This window comes from Methylobacterium organophilum, assembly GCF_022179465.1.
GTDB classification, from domain to species: domain Bacteria; phylum Pseudomonadota; class Alphaproteobacteria; order Rhizobiales; family Beijerinckiaceae; genus Methylobacterium; species Methylobacterium organophilum.
Map to the genome: position 1 here is coordinate 318623 of NZ_BPQV01000003.1, position 18428 is coordinate 337050.

17 protein-coding genes are annotated in these 18428 nt (G+C 75.1%); 4 read left to right on the forward strand and 13 right to left on the reverse strand.

Annotation, left to right across the window (positions count from 1 at the left end; translation table 11 throughout):
- Positions 1-76 precede the first annotated feature (76 nt).
- The 8 genes from MFF21_RS06955 to MFF21_RS06990 form a co-directional block, all read right to left on the reverse strand.
- A complete protein-coding gene (locus tag MFF21_RS06955) occupies positions 77-229 on the reverse strand; it encodes a hypothetical protein (protein WP_009863639.1) in 153 nt (50 codons plus the stop codon).
- Between the two features lie 459 nt (positions 230-688).
- The gene (locus tag MFF21_RS06960) at positions 689-1180 is read right to left on the reverse strand and encodes a hypothetical protein (RefSeq protein WP_158022375.1); all 492 of its coding nucleotides are present in this window, start codon (positions 1178-1180) and stop codon (positions 689-691) included.
- 258 nt (positions 1181-1438) lie between these two features.
- A complete protein-coding gene (locus MFF21_RS06965; protein ID WP_153874032.1) occupies positions 1439-2815 on the reverse strand; it encodes a hypothetical protein in 1377 nt (458 codons plus the stop codon).
- 206 nt (positions 2816-3021) lie between these two features.
- Positions 3022-3420, reverse strand: coding sequence for a hypothetical protein (locus MFF21_RS06970; protein ID WP_153874033.1), 399 nt, complete (start codon positions 3418-3420; stop codon positions 3022-3024).
- Positions 3421-3477: 57 nt separating this feature from the next.
- The gene (locus MFF21_RS06975) at positions 3478-4314 is read right to left on the reverse strand and encodes a hypothetical protein (protein ID WP_153874034.1); all 837 of its coding nucleotides are present in this window, start codon (positions 4312-4314) and stop codon (positions 3478-3480) included.
- A 321-nt stretch (positions 4315-4635) separates the two neighbouring features.
- Complete coding sequence (locus MFF21_RS06980; RefSeq protein ID WP_238310505.1) at positions 4636-5907, reverse strand: multidrug ABC transporter ATPase; 1272 nt, start codon at positions 5905-5907, stop codon at positions 4636-4638.
- Between the two features lie 441 nt (positions 5908-6348).
- A complete protein-coding gene (locus MFF21_RS06985; RefSeq protein ID WP_009862913.1) occupies positions 6349-6585 on the reverse strand; it encodes a DUF6894 family protein in 237 nt (78 codons plus the stop codon).
- 367 nt (positions 6586-6952) lie between these two features.
- Positions 6953-7426 (reverse strand): hypothetical protein, encoded by a 474-nt coding sequence (locus tag MFF21_RS06990; protein WP_012752991.1) that lies wholly within the window; start codon positions 7424-7426, stop codon positions 6953-6955.
- Between the two features lie 1071 nt (positions 7427-8497).
- On the opposite strand from MFF21_RS06990, the gene MFF21_RS06995 reads away from it, so the two are divergent.
- The 4 genes from MFF21_RS06995 to MFF21_RS07010 all read left to right on the forward strand — a co-directional run bounded on the left by MFF21_RS06995 (position 8498) and on the right by MFF21_RS07010 (position 13649).
- Complete coding sequence (locus tag MFF21_RS06995; RefSeq protein WP_158022374.1) at positions 8498-9214, forward strand: YkgJ family cysteine cluster protein; 717 nt, start codon at positions 8498-8500, stop codon at positions 9212-9214.
- Positions 9215-9469: 255 nt separating this feature from the next.
- On the forward strand, positions 9470-10741 hold the full coding sequence (locus MFF21_RS07000) for a calcium:cation antiporter family protein (RefSeq protein ID WP_012752990.1): 1272 nt from the start codon (positions 9470-9472) through the stop codon (positions 10739-10741).
- 384 nt (positions 10742-11125) lie between these two features.
- Positions 11126-11293 carry a hypothetical protein gene (locus MFF21_RS07005; RefSeq protein WP_012752988.1) on the forward strand — a complete coding sequence of 56 codons (168 nt, stop codon included), beginning with the start codon at positions 11126-11128 and terminating at the stop codon, positions 11291-11293.
- A gap of 61 nt (positions 11294-11354) precedes the next feature.
- Positions 11355-13649, forward strand: a complete 2295-nt coding sequence (locus MFF21_RS07010) for a class I SAM-dependent methyltransferase (RefSeq protein WP_012752987.1) — start codon at positions 11355-11357, stop codon at positions 13647-13649.
- A 19-nt stretch (positions 13650-13668) separates the two neighbouring features.
- Here the strand turns inward: MFF21_RS07010 and MFF21_RS07015 are convergent, their stop codons facing one another.
- From MFF21_RS07015 to MFF21_RS07035, 5 genes are all read right to left on the reverse strand, one after another.
- Positions 13669-14184 (reverse strand): MgtC/SapB family protein, encoded by a 516-nt coding sequence (locus MFF21_RS07015; protein ID WP_050772665.1) that lies wholly within the window; start codon positions 14182-14184, stop codon positions 13669-13671.
- Positions 14185-14313: 129 nt separating this feature from the next.
- A complete protein-coding gene (locus MFF21_RS07020; RefSeq protein ID WP_066923538.1) occupies positions 14314-14826 on the reverse strand; it encodes an RT0821/Lpp0805 family surface protein in 513 nt (170 codons plus the stop codon).
- Between the two features lie 140 nt (positions 14827-14966).
- Positions 14967-16664: a TolC family outer membrane protein gene (locus MFF21_RS07025; protein WP_012752984.1), complete on the reverse strand. Its 1698-nt coding sequence runs from the start codon at positions 16662-16664 to the stop codon at positions 14967-14969.
- Between the two features lie 141 nt (positions 16665-16805).
- Positions 16806-17192 (reverse strand): hypothetical protein, encoded by a 387-nt coding sequence (locus tag MFF21_RS07030; protein WP_012752983.1) that lies wholly within the window; start codon positions 17190-17192, stop codon positions 16806-16808.
- A gap of 162 nt (positions 17193-17354) precedes the next feature.
- Positions 17355-18032 carry a Crp/Fnr family transcriptional regulator gene (locus tag MFF21_RS07035; protein ID WP_009863996.1) on the reverse strand — a complete coding sequence of 226 codons (678 nt, stop codon included), beginning with the start codon at positions 18030-18032 and terminating at the stop codon, positions 17355-17357.
- Positions 18033-18428: the final 396 nt, after the last annotated feature.

An 18428-nucleotide genomic window follows, 5' to 3' on the forward strand; every position in this document is an offset into this window, starting at 1 on the left:
CTGAAAGCCCGTGGCGGGCGTTGATGGAAGCTGGGCGAGGCGGCCCCGGCACTCGGGCCGGGGCCGGTCGTGCGGGCTAGTCCTCGGGCGCCTGGTCGTCCCAGGCCTCGGGCGTGAACTTGCCGGTGGGGTGGCCGAGAAGGAGGCCGAGGTCGTCGTCCCACGCGTCGAAGGCGGGATCGACGAAGCGGTCGCCGGCGGGCGGCTCGCCGCCGTACTGATCGGTCAAGGGCGTTCTCCTGGGGTCGCGAGGTCGGTGGCCCGGTCGAGGGCGTCCGTCGGACGGCCCCGGCTCGGCGGCATCAGGCGGCCGGGACACCCCAAGGAGGCGACACGCGCAGGCCCTTGCTTTCACGCGCGGGAGCTGGCATACGTGTCGGGCCTCGGCGTGTGCCTCATCCGGTCGGTGCGGTAGTTTCACGGTCGCGGTCGAAAAGGCTCGGACGTCGCTTGGGCCGGGGATTCCACTCCCCTTCCCGGCGCGGTCGAGCGATACACCTGCGGTGGCTTGGTGGTTAGACGCAGGTGATCTCAAGGCGTGCGGCCCTCGGGCCGTGCGCCTTTGTCATGACTCATGGGGCGCGACCGGAGCCGGTCGCGGAGGGTCGCGCGACCGCCCACGGCGGACGCGAACCGGTCTGATCTGGCCGGGCATTGTTACTCTCCCTCGAAGTCCCGGGACGGGACTTTACTCGGTTTCGCCCTGAGACGGCTGCGCCCGGAACTGGCCGAGCGCGTACCACATCTTCGCCTTCCGGTCGTGGATTATTTTCCCATCGCGCTTAAGCTTGGTCTTGGACTTCTCCGAGGCGTCGAGCTGGTAGCCGGCTTTCCGGACGACCTCGTTCACCTCGGCGCCGGACATCCCCCGGGGGCCCGCCTTCGCCAACGCCGTGACGATCACCTTCGCGACCGGGCCGGTGACCGCGGGCAGTTGCAGGGGCTCCGCCCCCGGCCGATCCGCATCCGCGGCCGCCCGCGGGAGGGCCACGGCCGGCGCGAGGCCGGAGCGCTCCAACGTGCCGATCAGGTGGTCGATGCCGGCCAGTTCGGTGGCGATCTCGCGAAGCTTCGCGGCACCGGCCAGCATCGCCGACCGCACGGCTTCGTGCATCTCCGCCTCGGCCTGCCGGGCCTGCTCGCGCAGCCTCTCCCGCGCCTGTTGCAGTTCGGTGAGCACGACCATCCCCCACAAGGCCCGCGGGCGGTCGCGCCCAGGCCGATTTTGAAATCCTACCCGGTCGCGGACCCCGTGGCAACCGGGTGAGACCCGGCCGCAAGGCGCCTGGTTAACGGGGTCCTGCCTGACCGACCCTGCTTCCGGCCGGGTGGCTTCCCGTCCGGACCGGCCGCGCAGACCTGGCCGGGCGCGCCCGCGGGCGGCGAGCCCGGGCCGGGCGTGCCGGCGCGCTCCGGCCGTTGGCCGGGTGACTCGGCGTCACCCCGCCCGGTAGGCCGCGGCCGGACCGACCGGCTCGCGCGACATGAAGGGCTGCCCCCTGCCCTCCGCCCAGGCGAAGCCAAGCGCGGCCAGCGCCGCCGTCAGCTGCGCGTCGTCGGCGGGAGCGATCCGCAGCCCGGCCCCCTCCGCGTCCGCGATCGCGACGAGCCGCTCCAGGAAGCCTGGGCGCGGCGCCCGCCCGGCCAGGCCGCCTACGACCAGGTCCCCCTCCCCCGACAGGCCCAGCGGCAGGTCCGGCAGGTCGTCCCCCCGGGTCAGCCGGCGCATGACCCGGTGCGCGGCGGTGTCGAGCTCGGCCGGGACCGAGGCGTCCAGCAGGGTGTCGGCCGCCGCGTCGGAGACCCGCGCCGCGCCGCCGCCCGGCAGGACCGCCGCGACGGACAGCTCGATCCCGCCGGCCCGGAGGTCGAAGCGGGCCGACAGGACGAGGCGGACAGCGGTGCGCGTCACGGTGATCGCCACCGCCCCGTCGAGTCCCTCGCCCGCGGCGTAGGACGCCGGACCCACCGCCAGTCCCCGATGCCGGCGCAGCAGGCGACCCAGGGCGGGGCCGAGCTCCGCGTCGACGATGTCCCGCGCGAGCGCGTCGGCGAGGCGCCGCCGCCAAGCCGGGCCGTCGCGGTCGCTCCTCCGGGCGCCGGGGGCCGGCAGCGCCCGGAGGACCGCGGCGGCGTGGCGGAAGCGCTGCCCGGCACTCGCGCCCAGCGCCTCTCGGTAGAGCGCATCCGCGACGGCCTCGACCAGCGGCGGCAGCCCCTTGGCCAGGGCCGCCCGCAGCCGCCGGCCGGCCGAGGCGGCCTGCGCCGCCCGGCTTGCCTCGCCGGCATCCGCCATCAGCGCCGCGGCCTGCCGCGCCTCCGGCGCGACCGTGAACGCGAGCGCCTCCAGCTCGTCGGAGGCCCGGAGGACCGCCGGCAGGCAATCGAGGAAGCGGAGGGCGCGCTCGACATGCGCGCGGGCGGAGGCGCCATCCTCGGGGATCCAGCGGGCGGCCCTGAGCAGGGCATCCCGCACCTGCGCGTGATCCGCCGGCGCGAAGGCCCCGGGGAGCGCGCGCAGGAGCGCGCGGTCGGCCGCCGCGCGCGACCGCGCCAGGGGGAGGACGATCCCGTCGTCCCAGACCTGCCGGAGATCCTTCCGGATCGCCCGCCTCAGGGCCGCGATCCGGGTCGCCCGGATGCCGCCGGCCACGAACGCCGCGTGCAGGTTCTCCATCGTCGCGTCGACCGTGTGCCGGGTGGCCGGGTGCGAGAGCGTCGCGATGGTTCGCCACGCCGTCGCGAGCTCTCCCGCGTCCGTTTGCGTGGGGCTGCTTCCGGCGCGGGAGGCCGGGACGACGGGAGCGGGGTGCATGGCCGGAGGATGCCCAGGAACGCGAGCGTCCGGCCGGGCGATAGGCCGCGGGACCGCGCCAGGCCGGCGCGATGGATCCAGGGCGCTTCGATCCGGGCCGCGGACGGCGCCCGGGAATCGGGCGCACGCCCCATTGTGCGGGCCACGGAGCAAGCCACAATCGGCGCCGCCCGGGCCGTGCCGCATCCCCTGCACCGGCGCGCGCCTCAGGTCGCCTCGCCGGTGTCCCAGGACGCCCAGGAGCCCGGCAGCGACGCGGTCTCGCGGGCGAGCCGGACGAAGGTGGCGAGGTCCTCGTTGGCGTCGTCGAAGGCGCCGTCGAGCAGGGTCCACGCCTCCGGCGCGGCGAGCGCCGCGCCATCGGCGAAGCCGCGGTCGTCCGGCCCGGTCCGCCCGCGGTCCCGCGGCGAGGCCGGGTCGACGGCCGCGCCCGGGTCGCGGGCGAGACGGCCGGCGAGCCGCCCGGCGCGGCCCCGGGCGCGGTCCGGGCGGCCCCGGCCCGGCCCGGGCGAGCGCGCCGGCCCGGGCCGGCGGGGCCTGGGATTCGCCGCGCGCCCGGGCGTTGCCCTGGAGGGGGCGCCGCGGGTGTTCGCCAATGTCGTCATCGTCGTCTCCGTCGCAGCAGGATCGATGGGGTGGCGCAGGTCGGAGGGGTTGCCGGCTCACCGAGCCCCCGGCATCGCCGCGCAGGGCTGGCAGGCGGCGGGGCGTCGGCCGGGAACGCGGGGTCCGGGCCTGCGGCGCCTCGGCGGCGGCGCGCGGCGGGGCGCCCGCGCCGCTCGGGAGCCGTCGCCGCCGAGGCGCGCGAAGCTCTCGGCGAGGTCCCTGAGGCGCTCGGCGGTGGCCTGGTCCGCGGGGGAGCCGGCGGGGCTGAGCGCCTCCCCGAGGGCCGCGGCGTCGAGCCGCTGCGCGTCCGGGTCGGCCGCCGCGGCCTCCAGGACGGCCATGAGCAGGGTGCCCGACCGCAGCAGGCTGGCGGCCGGCGTGCCGGCCGCGAGGGCGGCGAGGTCCGCGCGACCGGGCGGGGCGAGGCGGACCGGGAGCGTCCGCAGCCTGCCTTCGAGGCGCCGGCATCCGGAGAGCGCGGCGGACCAGGGCAGCAGCCAGGGGGGCGGCGGGCGCCGGCCGGCCGGGGCGGCCGCGTGCGCGACGGCCCGCAGGGCCCGGGCGGCGTGGAGCGGGCTCATGCCCGTCACGACCGCCACGCCGAGGCGGGCGCGGACCCGGTCCTCGTCCAGCGCGGCGAGCGGCAGCACGAGGAAGACCTCGGACCCGCCCGCCAGGGCTGCCGCCGCGCGGTCGAGCAGGCCCTGGAGCTGCGCCGCCGCGCCGTGGGCGACCAGGGCGGGCGGGCGCCGGCCGGCCGGCGCGGCCGGGCCGGGCGCGTGCCCGGGGTAGGCCAGGACGGTGGCCGGGCGCTCGACGCGCGCGAGGGCGGCGGCGGCCAGCAACGCCGCGTGGTATCCGGACGCATCGTCCGCGAAGAACCCATAGACCATGGCGGCATCCTTTCCGGTTGCGGGCCGCTGGAGCTTCCTTCTCTGAGGAAGGCTGAATTATACCAATGGTAAAATAGACTGGCTAGATTCGGTCTTGCCTGAAAGCAGTTCACCCCACCGCAATCTCTGGCCTTGGTTAACCGAAAGCAGTCTACGCGCCCCGACGTGCGGGGATGCGGGCCGCACCACCGCCACGCTTCCGACGGCTCGGCGAGCGGGCCGCGCGGGGAGCCGCGAGCCCGGTCTTCGCCGGACGCCGATCCGTTGCCCGTCGCGTTCCCGGCGAGCCCGCCGCGCCGGCGACGGGGCGCGGGCGAGCGCTCAGGCGGTCCGGATCGACCGCCCCGGCGCGTCAGTGAGACGCGGCCCCTGGTCCGATCGGGGACGGCTCACCGCCTTGGTGACCTCCTCGAACCGCGCGCTCGCGTCGGACCAGTTCTGGGCGAAGTCGAACAGCTCGCGCAGGGCCGGCGCGATCTCCTTGTAGGCCGCCAGCGCCGCGACCAGGGCGCCGAGCGAGAGGCGGCCCTGGACGACGAGGTAGCCGCCGATCGCGAAGAAGAAGAACGGCGTGAGGTTGGAGGTGTAGTTGTAGAGCCCCTTCAGCCGGCCCTTGAGGTCGTTGATCTCGACCCGCACCCGCTCAAGCTCCTCCGCCAACCGCATCTGCCGCAGCAGGGCCGACCCGCGTGCGGGGCCGGGCGCGGCCGCGGGCGCGCGGGCGGCCTCCTCCGTGGTCAGGAGGCCGCCGAGCGCCCGGGTCGCGTGGACCCGCGCGCGCACCCTGCCGTTCAGGCGCCGCTGGAGGCGGGGCAGGACGCTGAGCTGCACCGGCAGCATCATCAGCGCGGCCAGCGCGAGGGCGGCGTTCTGGAGGAGCAGGAAGGCGACGCTGGTCACCAGCGTGCCGCCCTGCACGAGCGGCACGGCCACGAGGCTGGCCCCGAAGTAGCCGATGGGCTCGACCTCCTGGACGGCGACGGCCGCGAGCGCGGCCCGGCGCTCGGGCGAGCCTTCCCCGCGCGCCCGCCGGACGATGGCGAGGCGTAGCCGGCGCACGAGGCGCTCGTTGACGCGCCCGCGCGCCCGGTTGACCGCGTACTTGGCGAGCCCGCCCAGCGTCAGCACGGCAAGGTAGCTGGCGCACAGGGCGAACAGGAGTTCCACCTGCGAGAGGGTGAGGCCCAGGACGGTCATCTCCGGATGGCCGTCCCCGTCCGCGTCGGTGATGGCGCGGTTGATGATGTGCTTGGGGATCTCCAGGAGAAGCCACGCCGCCGGAAGGGTCAGCAGCGAGAGCAGCACGAGGCGCAGCTGGAAGCGCAGCGTCGCCCGGACGATGAAGCGCTCCAGGCGCCACCCCCGCTCGCCCTCGGACGCGCCGACCGCGGTCGGCGGCATCGGCCTCGGCCGGGCCCGCCGGCGCCGCCGCAGCCCCGCCCACCGCAGGCCGAACCGGACGATCAGCCATCCTGTCCAGGCCGGCGCGACCACGAAGACGAGCACGGCCAGGAGGTCGATCCACCAGTGGCCGTGCGGGTAGTCGAGCCCCGTGATCCGGTGGGCCAGGGCGTGGATGAAGGCTGGCGTCACCACGGGGCGCTCCGATGCCGGGATCGATCCCATCCCGTGGGGGCCGTCAGGCTTGCCCGCGCCGATGCGTGCGTGCCCGCGTCACGTCCCCGTTTCGCGTCCGGGCCTCGCCGGGGGCTCCGCCGGCCCGGCCCGGCCGGTGACGACCGGGGGATTCCCGTCCGCAGGCTCGGGCCGGGCGGCCAGGGCCGCCGCGCACGCGCCGCGGGACCGGGGCCTCCGGCAGCCGGGCGAAGCGATGCGGCGCCGCGCTCGCGCCCGGAGCTGCGCCAACCCCGGCCCGGGGGCGCGCGGCAGGCCCCGCGCGGCAGCGGGCGCGGTGCCGCCTTGACCTCCCGGCACGTGAGCGCGAACCGAGCCGCCGTCGCGCATCCGTTTCCCGCGGCCGGAGCGAGACGGGGCAAGGGCTGACGGCACGGTCCCTCGGCGGCTCGCATCGGCCTAGGTGACCCACTCCACGACGAGCGACAGCGTTGCGATCAGCAGGACGCCCCCGGCCTCGTCGCGCACCCGCGCGATCAGCGTGGTCCGGTCCTCGCCGGGCGGCAGGTCCCTGGCGAGCTCGGAAAGGGTGGCGCTGACCTCCTCCCGCACGGCCTCTCGGTCGGCGAGGTCGAGGCCGTCCCGGTCGAAGACCTTTCCGTTGGCGTCGCTGAAATCAAAGAAGTACCGCGGCATCGGCTGGATCCTCGCTCTCCGACAATGACGCCGCCTCGCGGACGAGGCGGTAACGGGCCGGCGCGGGCGTCCGGGCTCCCAATCCGGAGGCACGGCGGTTGGCATCGCCCCACAGAGCTTGCCGACGGCGCCCCTGCCCGCGGCGGCCGATGACCGGTCCCGCCGCCGTCGACATCAGGGAGGTCCCGGACGGGGGCGGGCCTGCCGCGGAGCGGGGCTGGCGGGCATGGGAGGGACGGCGCGCCCGAGTTGCACCGGCGACGCGGAGGCGTCGACCAGGGCACGGCCGGCCGTCGGCCGGGATCAGCTCAGGATGACCGGCTCGGCGACGCGGTTTCGGGGCGGCCGCGTCCGGGCGCCGCCCGCGTCAGGCGGTGCGTCTCGGCGGCCGCTCGATGCGCAGGAGGTGCGGGTCGGCGACGGCATCCTCCTGCAGCGCCCGGAGCCGCTCGGCCGGCCGAAGCCCCGATATGGCACCGGAGGCCGGCGGCGCGGGCACGGCGGCCTGGCATGCCAAGGGCGAACAGGTCGCCGGGCAGGAGGCGGCGCGCTTCTGCTGGGGCTGGTGCCGGTGGGAAGGCTTCGGCGCCACGTCGTCCGGAATGTCACCGGCCGCCTCGGCGGCCGCGGAGATCGCCTCGGCCCCCGCGCCGACGACGTCGCCATCGTCGGGCGCCGGCACGATGCCAACGCTCCATCCACCGTCGTGAGGATAGGCCGGGGGCTCCGCCACCGTCAGGTCAGCGAGGGAGGCGTGTCTCGGCGTCGTGCATTGCGCCGCCGGCGCGACGGCAATGGCCAACGCGAAAACGGACAGCACCAGGAAACGCGCGATCGCCACAGGTTCGCTGACCTCCCCCCGCCTCCCGCGGAGCATCGCACGAGCACGCAGCCCCGGCAATCCGGGACGAGCGTGCACCTCCCCCGGCCCGGAGGCGACGAACGATGGCCCGCGCTGGGTCCCGGTTGCGGTCGGCCGCATGACGCCTCGGCCGGGCCAACTGCGCCTCCCCGCGGCGCTGGCAAGACCGCCGACGGTCGGCGAAGGGACCCGCGATATGGCCTTGACCCTGTAGTGGCTACAGGGTGCATGAAGGCGGCCCTCCGGCCTGGCCCCCGGTGCCGGGCAGAGGGAGCGCCTCATGATCGCAGCGGCTCTTGCGGACCCGACGCCCGCGTCTCCCGCGGCCGCGAAGTCCCTTCGCTGCAGGACGAGGGGCATGGACAGGCCGCCCGGGACCGTTCCGGCCTGGGCCGCACCGTCCGGTCAGCCGGCGACGGCCGGGCGGATGCCCGAAACCACTTCGCGTGACCGGCGGCCCGATCCCTGAGAGCCATGCGCAAAACCGGACGCATCTCCGTGCCGACCGCGATCCGCCCGCTCCGCCTGGGCGCGTGCATGATCGCGCTTGCGCTGATCCTGGGGCTGGTCGGTCTCGCGACCGCGGCCACGGGCGGACCGGCCGAGAGGCAGGCTACCATCGCTCTCGCGGACCTGCCCGGCGTGCTGCGCGACGGAAGCCGCGAGCCTCCGGGCTGTTCCCAGGACTCCTTGCCTGGACCGGGCCTGTGCGGTGGCACCTGCGACTGCGGCTCGGGTCTCAGCCCGGCGCTCGAATGTCCCGGACGGCATCTGCTTGCCCGCCATCTTGGCGTTCCGCCGGATGCGGCGGCTTTGCCTTCGGCTGACCTGGATAAGCCGAGTAAACCACCACGACCTCGATACGTCGGTCTCTGCGGCATGCAGACGACAACCCGAACCGCTCAGCCAAATCATGGGTACGTATCGAGGTTCGCAATGGAGCGACGAGCGTTTGGCCGCCAATCAAGCCGGCGGCGAGCATCCGAACAGGTTCCATCCCGGCAGGGACACCCCATCCAAGTCCCGCTTCCGATGGGGATGCCGACGAATTTGGATCCACTGATCTATGGAGCTGCGACGAATATCGCTCGCGACGTCAGGGACGGCGGCCTGACGAGGTGCCGGTCCGCGGAAGGCAGCACCGCGGCGAAGATCGAAGCCCTTCTGAACTATCTGGAAGGCGTCGTCTTCAGGCATGGCGACGCTGCGGTCGACGGCCTGGTCGCGGACGCTCCGGGCGGACGCTTGCCGGTCGCCTGCAGGACGGGATGCGCCTGGTGCTGCCACCAGGATGTCGACGTGTCCATCCCGGAAGCGATCCTGATCGCGCGCAGGAGAGACGCGGCGCACGGCCCCGAAGGCCGGCCGTCGGGCGCACCCGCGCATCGACCGGCTCCCCTCCGCGTCGTCGGCCGGTCGCGCGCGGGCCTGCCGTGCCCGCTGTTGAGCGAGGAGAAAACCTGCTCGGTCTACGCGGTGCGACCGTTCGCATGTCGTACGTTGCTGTCCTCCGATGCCGTGCTGTGCGAAGACGCCTTGAAATCGGCGGTTTCCGGAAAAGCCGACGTCTACATGAAGTCCTATGGCGTCCTCCAACTTGTCGGATGCGCCCATCGGGCGGGCATCAACGCGATCACGAGAGAACTCGGTCTTCAACACGACGACGTGAGCCTCGTGTCGGCCCTGTCCCAGATCAGCGACGACAAGGACACCGTTGAGCGCTGGATGGCGGGCGCGAGGGTGTTCACGCCGAGAGCCGGTCCTTGACGGCAGCTCTGCCTCCCGAGCCCCGGCTTCCGGGCGTGGACGGCTTGGTGCCGCTGACTCGCCGGCCGAACGGCGCACGCATGACGGACAAGGGCCGAGATCTCCGCGCCGCGGCGGTCGGCCGTGCGGAACGGAGGTGTCCCGCGCCGGGCCGCCCGTTTTTGGGCGGAAATCCGGGACTCTCCGGGACGGCAACTCGGGTGACGGTCGGCGCCGCAAGGCCGAAGGGGAGGATGGTGTGACGGGGGATGAGGGATGAGACGGTTCCTGATGCTGGTCGCACTCGCGGTGCTGGCAGCCCTGCCGGGTGTGGGGATCCGCCTGACCGGCCTGCAGGTCGGTCCCATCGGCGAGATGGTGGCGTTCGGCGCCGCGATCCTGTCGGCCGGGTTCCTGCTCTCGTGGGGCGCGGAGGCGGCCGAACGCCACGTCTCCTTGGGCCTGATCGTCGCCGTCGTGGCCCTGGTGACCGTGCTGCCCGAATACGCGGTCGATCTCTACTACGCCTACCAGGCCGGCAAGGCGGGCCCGGACTCCCAGTACGTCCACTACGCCGCGGCCAACATGACCGGCGCCAACCGCCTCCTGGTCGGGCTGGCGTGGCCGTTGCTGGTCGCGCTGCACTGGCTGAAGGGGGGCGGGCGCGCCATCGCGCTGACGCGGAGCAACGCGGTCGAGATCGTCGTCCTGCTCGTCGCCAGCCTCTACGCCTTCCTGATCGTGCTGAAGGACACGATCACGCTGCTCGACTTCGCCGTGCTCGTCGCGATCTTCGCGGCCTATGTCTGGCGCGTGCGCGGCGGGTCCGAGGCCGAGGAGGACGAGGGCGAGGAGCCCGGCCCGGCCGCCGCCCTCAACGCGCTGACGCCCGCCGCCCAGTGGGCGTCCATGGCTGCGCTGACGGTGGTCGCCTGCGGGATCATCCTGGTCTCGGCCGAGCCCTTCGCGGAGGCGATGGTCGGCTCGGGCCGGCTGCTGGGCCTCAACGAGTTCCTGCTGATCCAGTGGCTGGCGCCGCTGGCGAGCGAGGCCCCGGCCGTCACCGTCGCGATCCTGTTCGTGGTCGCGGGGCGCGCCGCCAGCGGCCTCGCCGCCTTGGTGAGCGACAAGATCAACCAGTGGACGCTGCTCGTCGGCATGCTGCCCCTGGCGATGAGCGTCGGCGCGGGTTCGTTGACGGCCTTGCCGCTCGACGCGCGCCAGGCCGAGGAGTTCTTCCTGACCGCGGCGCAGTCGCTGTTCGCCCTGGCGCTGCTCCTGCGCCTGCGCCTGGGGCTCTGGTCCGCCCTCGCCCTGGCCGGCCTCTTCGGCATCCAGGTCGGACTGGCGTTCTGGTACCGGGAGGACGAGGCGCGCACCGTCGCGACGCTGACCGCCCTCGCCTGGGTCTATCTGGGGCTCGCCGCCGTCCTGTTCGTCCTGAACGGCCGCCGCCTGCTCGAAGTCGTGCGCGTCGCCGTCTCGGTGGCGCCGTCCGTCGGGCCACGCGCGCCCGGGGCGGCCGAGGCGACCGAGGGACGCCGGTGAGGCCCGCCGCGCGTGCCGCGCCCGAAGCGGGCCGCGCCCTGCCCGCGGCACGCCGGCCCGGGGCGGATCGGGGCGGCAGGCCGTCCCCTCTTGCCCCTGCGCCCTGCGCGCCGTCCCGGGCCGGCGCCGCCGCGGCGGAGCCGGCCCACGCGCGCAACCGGCCTTCGCGGCCAGCCACGCCGCCCGGATCACCTCCCGCATCATGCTCTTCCCGGACGCGCTTGCCTTCGACGGCGCGGCGCGAGCCCTGGGAGGCGGCGGACGGCGGGCGCGCCGCGACATGGGGGCGACGGGAGACCGCCTCCCTCGGCCGACCGCGGCGCGGCTGCGCGCAGGGCGTCGGCATCGGGGGGCGCGACACCCAACCAAATCCGGAGGCCCGGGATGGGCAGCAAGAAGATGGCGCGGCAGACGGCGCGCTGGAGCACGGGAGCCCGTGGCGGTCGCCGCCGCGTGAGGCGGTGGGTTCGGGCCGCCGCGCGGCGCGATCTGATCCTGCTGATGGCGGCCATCCTCGCCGCGGCGACCCTCCTGCTGGTCGCCTCGGGATGAGCGACGGTGGCGCGGGCCGGACGGGCGGCGGGGACTGGGTGCGAGCGGGCGGAGGACGGACATGCGGCAGCGTCGGAATCGGGCGGGTGACGGGACCTCGTCGGGCGCGGTCCCGTCGGCGGCGCTGCCGGCGCTGCGGCGGGCGGCCGAGGCCCTGAACGCCGGCCGTCTCGACGAGGCCGAGCACCAGGCCCGGTCGGTGCTCGCGGCCCGCCCCCATGAGCCCACCGCCCTCGACGTGCTCGGCTGCGTCGCCTTGAACCGGGGCCGGCCCGAGGAGGCGCTGGCCCACTTCGAGCGGGTGCGTGCGACGCGGTCCAAGGATCCGCTGCTGCAGTTCAACCTCGGCGAGGCGCACCGGCAGACCGGCGCGCCGGGCTCGGCCCTGCGCCACTTCCGGAAGGCCGCCGAGCTCCGCCCCGATTTCGCCGAGGCGCATGGCCAGGCGGGCGAGATGCTGCGCGCGCTCGGGCGCTTCACGGAGGCCGCCAAGGCCTACCAGAGCGCCTTGATGCTGAAGCCGGAGCTCGCCCACTGCCTGGCGGGCTTCGCGCTCCTGCTGGTGCGGGAGGGCGAGTTCGGCCAAGCCGTGCCCTTCTTCGAGGCCGCGCTCCGGGCCACCCCCGTCACGATGGCGCCGGCGCGGGCGCCGCTCTGGGCCAATCTCGGGAGCGCCCGCCTCCGGGCCGGCGAGACGCTCGCGGGCCTCTCGGCCCTCGCGGAGGCCGTCGCCTGCGCGCCGGACCAGCCCGGCTTCCCGCGCCTGCTCGCCCGCGAGCTCCTGCACCTCGGCGCGGTGCCGGCGGGACCACGTTTCCGGGCGGTGCTGATCGCCCTGTTCGGGCGGGCCGACGTCGACCCGCGCCTGCTCGCCACCGCGGCCGTCGCGGCGCTGCGGCAGGATGCGGCCGTCGACGGCCTGCTCGCCCGGTTGGCGGCCGATCCCCCGCGTGCCCGCGAGACCGTCGCCGAAGCCGATGCGGTCGTCCGCGCCCTGCTGGACGACGCGCTGTTCCGCGCGCTCCTCGCCGCCGCCCCCATTCCCGATCTCGGGCTTGAGCTCCTGCTGACGGAGGTGCGGCGAAGCCTGCTCCTGGCGGCGCGGGAGGGGGCGCCGCCCGCACCGGACCTCACCCTCGCCTGCGCCCTGGCGCGCCAGTGCTTCCTCAACGAGTACCTCTACTGCACCGACGAGCAGGAGGAGGTCGCCCTGGCGGCCCTGTGCGCGGGCTTCGGTCGAGCCGAGGCCGACGCGGGCGCGGCGGATTGGCGCCGGGTCGCCATCGCGGCCTGCTACCTGCCGCTGCATCGCACGGCCGCGGCCCGCCTCGACCTCGCCAAGGCCCCGCCCGCCCTGCGCGCCCTCGTGCGCGAGCAGGTCGAGGAGCCGGCCCAGGAGCGCGCCCTCGCGGACAGCCTGGTCCCGCTCAGGCCGGTGCGCGACGCCGTGTCCCTCCTGGTCCAGGCCCAGTACGAGGAGAACCCCTATCCGCGCTGGTCGCGCGCCCTGCTCGGGACCCCGCGTCCCTTGCGCGAGCGGGTCCACCTCGCGCTGCCGCACCTCGGCGCGGACGAGATGCCGGCGGTCGAGCGGCCACGCGTCCTCGTCGCGGGGTGCGGGACCGGCATCCAGACCATGCGGCTCGTGCAGTCGGTCGCGGACGCCTCGGTGCTCGCGGTCGACCTGAGCCGCAGCAGCCTGGCCTACGGCATGCGCAAGCTGGCGGAATACGGGATCGGGTCGGTCCGGCACCTGCAGGCCGACATCCTCGACCTCGCCAACCTGGGCGAGCGCTTCGACCTGATCGAGAGCTTCGGCGTGCTCCACCACATGCGCGAGCCCTTGCAGGGCTTGCGCGTCCTCTCGGGGCTGCTCGCGCCGGGCGGCCTGCTCTTCCTCGGGCTCTACAGCGAGATCGCGCGCGCCAGCGTCGTCGCGGGGCGCGCCCTGGTCGCGGAGCGCGCGCTCGCGCCGACCCCGGCCGGCGTGCGGGCGGGCCGGCGTGCCGTCATGGCCGGGGCCGTGGCGCAGCCGGACCTCGGCATGCTGCTCAGCCCCGCCTCCGACTTCTGGACCCTGTCGGAATGCCGCGACCTCATCTTCCACGTCGAGGAGCACCGTTTCACGCTGCCCGGGATCGGCGCGATGCTGGAGGCCTGCGGGCTGGAATTTTTGGGCCTGGAGCCCGAACGCCCGTCGGACCGGACCCGGTTCGCGGCCGAGCATCCGGACCCGGCCGCGGCGCGCTCGCCGGCGGCGTGGCACGGTTTCGAGACCCGCCATCCCGACACCTTCGGCGGCACCTATCGGATCTGGGCGCGGCAGGCGCGCCAGGGCCGGACCGGTTCGCGCTGACTTCCGATCCCGGGGGGCATCATTCGCTGTGCCCGGCCCCGCCCGTGCCGGCCGGCCCTCCCCCCGGCTCGGTGCCGGCGCCCCGGTCCTGCGACGCGGCGGTCCGCGGCTTGCGCTTCAAGGGCGTCAGGAGGGCGAGGACCAGGAAGTTGGACAGGGCCGGGATGAGGCCAAGGTCGTAGTAGCCGAAGCCGACGGCCGCCCCGATCACGCCCACGTTCCACAGGCTCGCCGCGGTCGCGGTGCCGTGCACGTTGTCGCCCCCCTTCAGGATGGCGCCACCGCCGATGAAGCCGATGCCGGTGATGAGTCCCTGGAGGATGCGCGCCTGCTCCGGCGTGCGCGCGCCGAGGAGCTCGCTGGCGAGCAGGATGAAGCCGCAGCTGGCGATGGCGACGATGGGGAAGGTGCGCAATCCGGCGCTGCGCGCCTCGCGCTCGCGGTTCCAGCCGAGCGGGAATGCGAACGCGAAGGCGAGGCCCAGCCGCACCAAGTGGTTGGGAAGGTCTCCCCAGATGCCCCAGTACGAACCCATGATTCCTCGCCGGTGTGAGAACGCCCCGATGGTCCGTCCGCGCGTCGTGCCGCCGTTCCGAGGCGGGCCGCCAGCGGCGCGCCGACGGTGATCCTCGCGCCTGACGGAACCTTCCCGGAGCGGCCCGCATCAGGGCGAGCGGGGTCCGGTCGGCTCGGCGTCGCGCCTCGTTACGCCCTGACGGTCCGGCGCGCTGCTCCCGGGGTCGAGTTCCGTCACCTCCCAGTCGTCGCCGACGTTCTGGCAGGCCGTGCCGCGGATCCTGGCGGTGCGCTGCGCCTCTTCCACGGTGGCCAGGAAGGCGCGGCAGATCCGCCCCGCGCGTACGACCGGCGCGGCGGTCGGCACGACGCTGCCCTTCCGCCCGCTCGCCGGGTTGTCCCACCGGATGCGCAGGCCGTTCCCGCTGGGTTCCAACGCGAGGCCGAGGATGCCGCGCGCCCGGCGCCAATCCTCCGGGTCGAGCCCCGGGAACGCCAGGGGCGCCGTGCGCTTCGGGTCCTGCCCCGGCACGCCGGGAGAACCGTCGGCAGGCCGGGAGATCGGCAGCGAGATCGCGCAGGCCGGCAGCGCCAGGATCAGGAGCGCGGCGCCGGCGCGGGACAGGGGACGTGCGGTTGGCCGGAGCCGGGGATGGGACATGACGGTGCGCTCGGCGGTGTCTGGCGAAGGCGGGGGCGGGTCGGGGCGCGCCGGCGGTCCCGGACCGCCCGGCAGCCCCGGCCAGGGATGAGCGGGCGGCCCCGGGGCGCGGACCTGGCGGCGGAAGGTCTTCCGTCCCATCAGCGGCCATCCGGTGTGCGCACGCCGGACCAGAGGTCCTTGACCTGATCGAAGTGCGTCTTCGGGCTGTAGGCCGCCACCGGCACCGCGATGAAGCGGGCGGTCAGGCGCCCGATCTGCTGCACGACGCCGTAGGAGAACACCACGCGGTTGCGCTGGGCCTGGATCAGCTGCACGCGGGCGTTCAGGAGCTCCTGCTGCGCGTTCAGCACGTCGAGGGTGGTGCGCTGGCCGACGCGGGCCTCCTCGCGCACCCCGTCGAGCGCGACCTCGTTCGCCTGGACCTGCGCCTGCGAGGCGATGACCTGGGCCTTGGCGGCCTCCAGCTGGCCCCAGGCCGAGACCACGGCGGCGCGGATCTGGTCGCGCAGGAACTCGACCTGCAGGCGCGTCTGGCCCACGAGCTCCTTGGCCTGCCGGATCTGCGCGTATTCCGATCCGCCTTGATAGATCGGGACCGTGATGCGGCCCACGATCGAGGCGGTGCGGCCGTTGTCGCCGGGCTGCTCCTGGTCGTAGCGCTGGGCGACCTGGCCGGTCAGGCCGACCTGCGGGTAGAGCCGGCCCTCCAGCACCTTCACCTGCGCCTCGGCGGCATCGACCGCGTGCAGCGCCGAGGCGATCTGCGGGTTTTCCTTGAGGCCGATCTCGACCGCGGCGTCGAGGTTGCCCGGCACGGGGCGGTCAAGCGGGCGGCCCGGCGAGAGCTGGCGCGGCTCCACGCCGATGACCCGGCGATAGATGCCGATGCTGGCGCCCAGCTGCGACTCCGCCGCGCTCACCTGCGAGCGGGCGAGCGCGAGGCGCGCCTCCGCCTGGGCGACGTCGGTCCGGGTCAACGCGCCGACCTGGAAGCGGAAGGCCGTCTGGCGGAGCTGCTCCTGCAGGACGGCGACGTTGTTGCGGTTCAGCTCCAGCGTCGCGGTATTCTGAAGCACGTCCATGTAGGACTGGACCGCACTGAACAGGGTCGTCGTCTCGGTGAGGCGCAGGCTCTCGCGCTGGCCGAGCACGGTCGATTCCGCGCGCCGGGTGTTGTTGTCGGTCTGGAAACCGTTGAACAGCGTCTGGTTGACGGTCAGGCCGGCGCCGCCCGGCAGGGCGGTCCGCGCGAAGCGTTCCCCGCCCTCGACGCCCTTCTGTCGCTCGACCCCGATGTCGGCGTCGAGGCGGATCGTGGGGCGGTAGCCCGCCCGGGCCTGCACGATCTCCTCGTCCGTCGCGCGCAGGCCCGCCCGGGCGGCGTTCAGCTCCGGGTTCGCGCGGAAGGCGCGCGCGAGGGCACCCTCCAGGGTCTCGGCCCGCGCGCCCCCGGTGGCGCCGGCCAGAAGGAGCGCGGCGCACAGGCTGCAGGCCGCGCGGGTCCGCCGCGATCGGGCGCTCGGCGACGGGGAGGAAGGCCGGCGGGCACCGTGCGCCCCTGGCCGGGCGGAGGTTTCGGCGCCGGCACGACCCGGTGAACCTGCGGGTCTGGGCGCCCGGGCGGGGCGGACCGCCGCGGCGGACCATGGCCCGGCCGGATCCGACCCGCGCGACGGCTCCGGCGTACCGCCCTGCCGAGGCTCGGCTGCGCGGCGTCCCCGACCCGCGGCGAGCGCCGAGGCCTGGCCCGCACGAGCGAGCGGGAACGCGCCGGCACGCGGCGCCGCGCCCGGGAAGACCGCCGGTTCGGGGTCGATGATGAGGGGAACGGGCATCGCCCACCCTGCGAGATGCTGCCACATGCCGCCCCGTCGCATCGACGGGACCCGCGCCGCGCAGGGCGGGCGCCTTCCCTTCCGGGCCTGGGGATGACCATGCAACCCGGGTTGCCGCCGCGGCATGCGGCGGCCGGCGGGTCAGGCGCGCGGGGGCTCGCTCGGGGGCGTCGATGCCACGGAGGAGAGGCGGGCGGTGCCGAGGGTGAATTCGGGCGGCCTGGCGATGCGCAGGGGCGTCACGACCGGGCTCTCCGGCCGGATGACGGCATGGCAGGGGCAGTGCGCGCTGCAACGGCCAGGCCCCGCAAGGCCGCGGTCCGCCGGCTCGTCCGCGGCGGGCGCCCCGGAGATGGCATCGAGCACGATGACGATGCCGGGCCCGCCGGCTTCCTCGTCCGGCGACGCGGGCGCGGTCAGGGCCGGGTCCACCAGGGAGACGGTCAGGGCGATGGCGAGCAGGCAAACCAGGGCGCGGCGCCAAACGCCGGACGCGTACCCGTCCCACCGCTGCCGAAGCCTGACCATACGCCATGCTTACGGGGGCGCGCCGCCCGGCGCAAGGTCTCGCGGAGGTGGGGGAGGCCAGCGTCCGAGGAGCCCGATCGTTCCCGCGCGCCGGCGGCGCGACCCGTCGCAGGACCCTCCTCGCGCGGAGGGTTTCGCGCTTCGCCGGGGTCCGGCCTGGCCTCAGGGGCGGAGCCGATGTCCGGCCAGGGCGATGCGGTCGCGGATCTCGACCTGCCCGCGCAGGACCCGGATCCATCCCGCGCGCTCCCAGCCGGCGAGATGCCGGCTGACGACCTCGCGCACGGTGCCGAGGTCGGCCGCGATCTGCCGGTGCGTCGCGGTCACCCTTCCGTGCTGGTCCGCTTGGGCGAGCAGGTGCCGGGCGAGGCGCTCCTCAAGGGGCGTGAAGGCGATCTCGTCGAGGAGCCCGAACAGGACGGCCATGAGCTTGGCGTAATCGTCGAGGACGAAGGCGCGGAACGCGGCCGAGGCCGCCATGAGGTGCCGGAAGGTCTCCGCCGGAAGCGCCGCCAGCACCGTGCGCTGCTCCGCGACGCTCTCGGCCGGGAAGGTGCCGCCGGCGAGCAGGCACTGGGTCGTGAGGACGCAGGTCCCCCGGGGACCCACCCGGTAGATCAGCATCTCGCGGCCGCCCGCGGAGATCCGGAAGACGCGTGTCCGGCCCTCGATGCACATCAGGTAGTTCGCGCACTCGCCTCCCAGCTCGTAGGCGGTCGCTCCCGCCTCCAGCACGGGAAAGCGCACGGCGCCGCGCAGGATGTGCCGGTGGTCGGCCGGAAGCGTCCCGAGCACGGGAAACTGCTCGAACCAGCGCTCGACGCGGTCGGCGTGAGACATGCGCGATGACCTTCAGCTCCGCGGCGCGCCGGTCGGGCGCCGGGGACGTTCCGGGACAGGCCGGCGTCGATGAGCGCGGGCACAAACGACCGATGCCGCCCGCGTTCGGATTGAGCCGCGCGGGCGCGCGGCGGTGCCGGTTCCGGCGGTGCGCGGGGCCCGAGCCCGTTCGCCGGGAACCGCGGGGACACCCATACGCAGGCACGCGGCCCTCCCGTTCTCGGCCGTCGTCGCCCGGGGTCCGGCGTCGGCCGCGGGCGACCTGCTCCGCCCCCTCGGCCGGACGATGCCGGACATGACGCAGGCGGGGACGGCCCGCGCCGCTATCGAGGCGACGATCGCCCGGGCGGCCGGCAAGCCGCTCAGCCTCTCGGACGGGCGCCTGTCCGGCCTGGA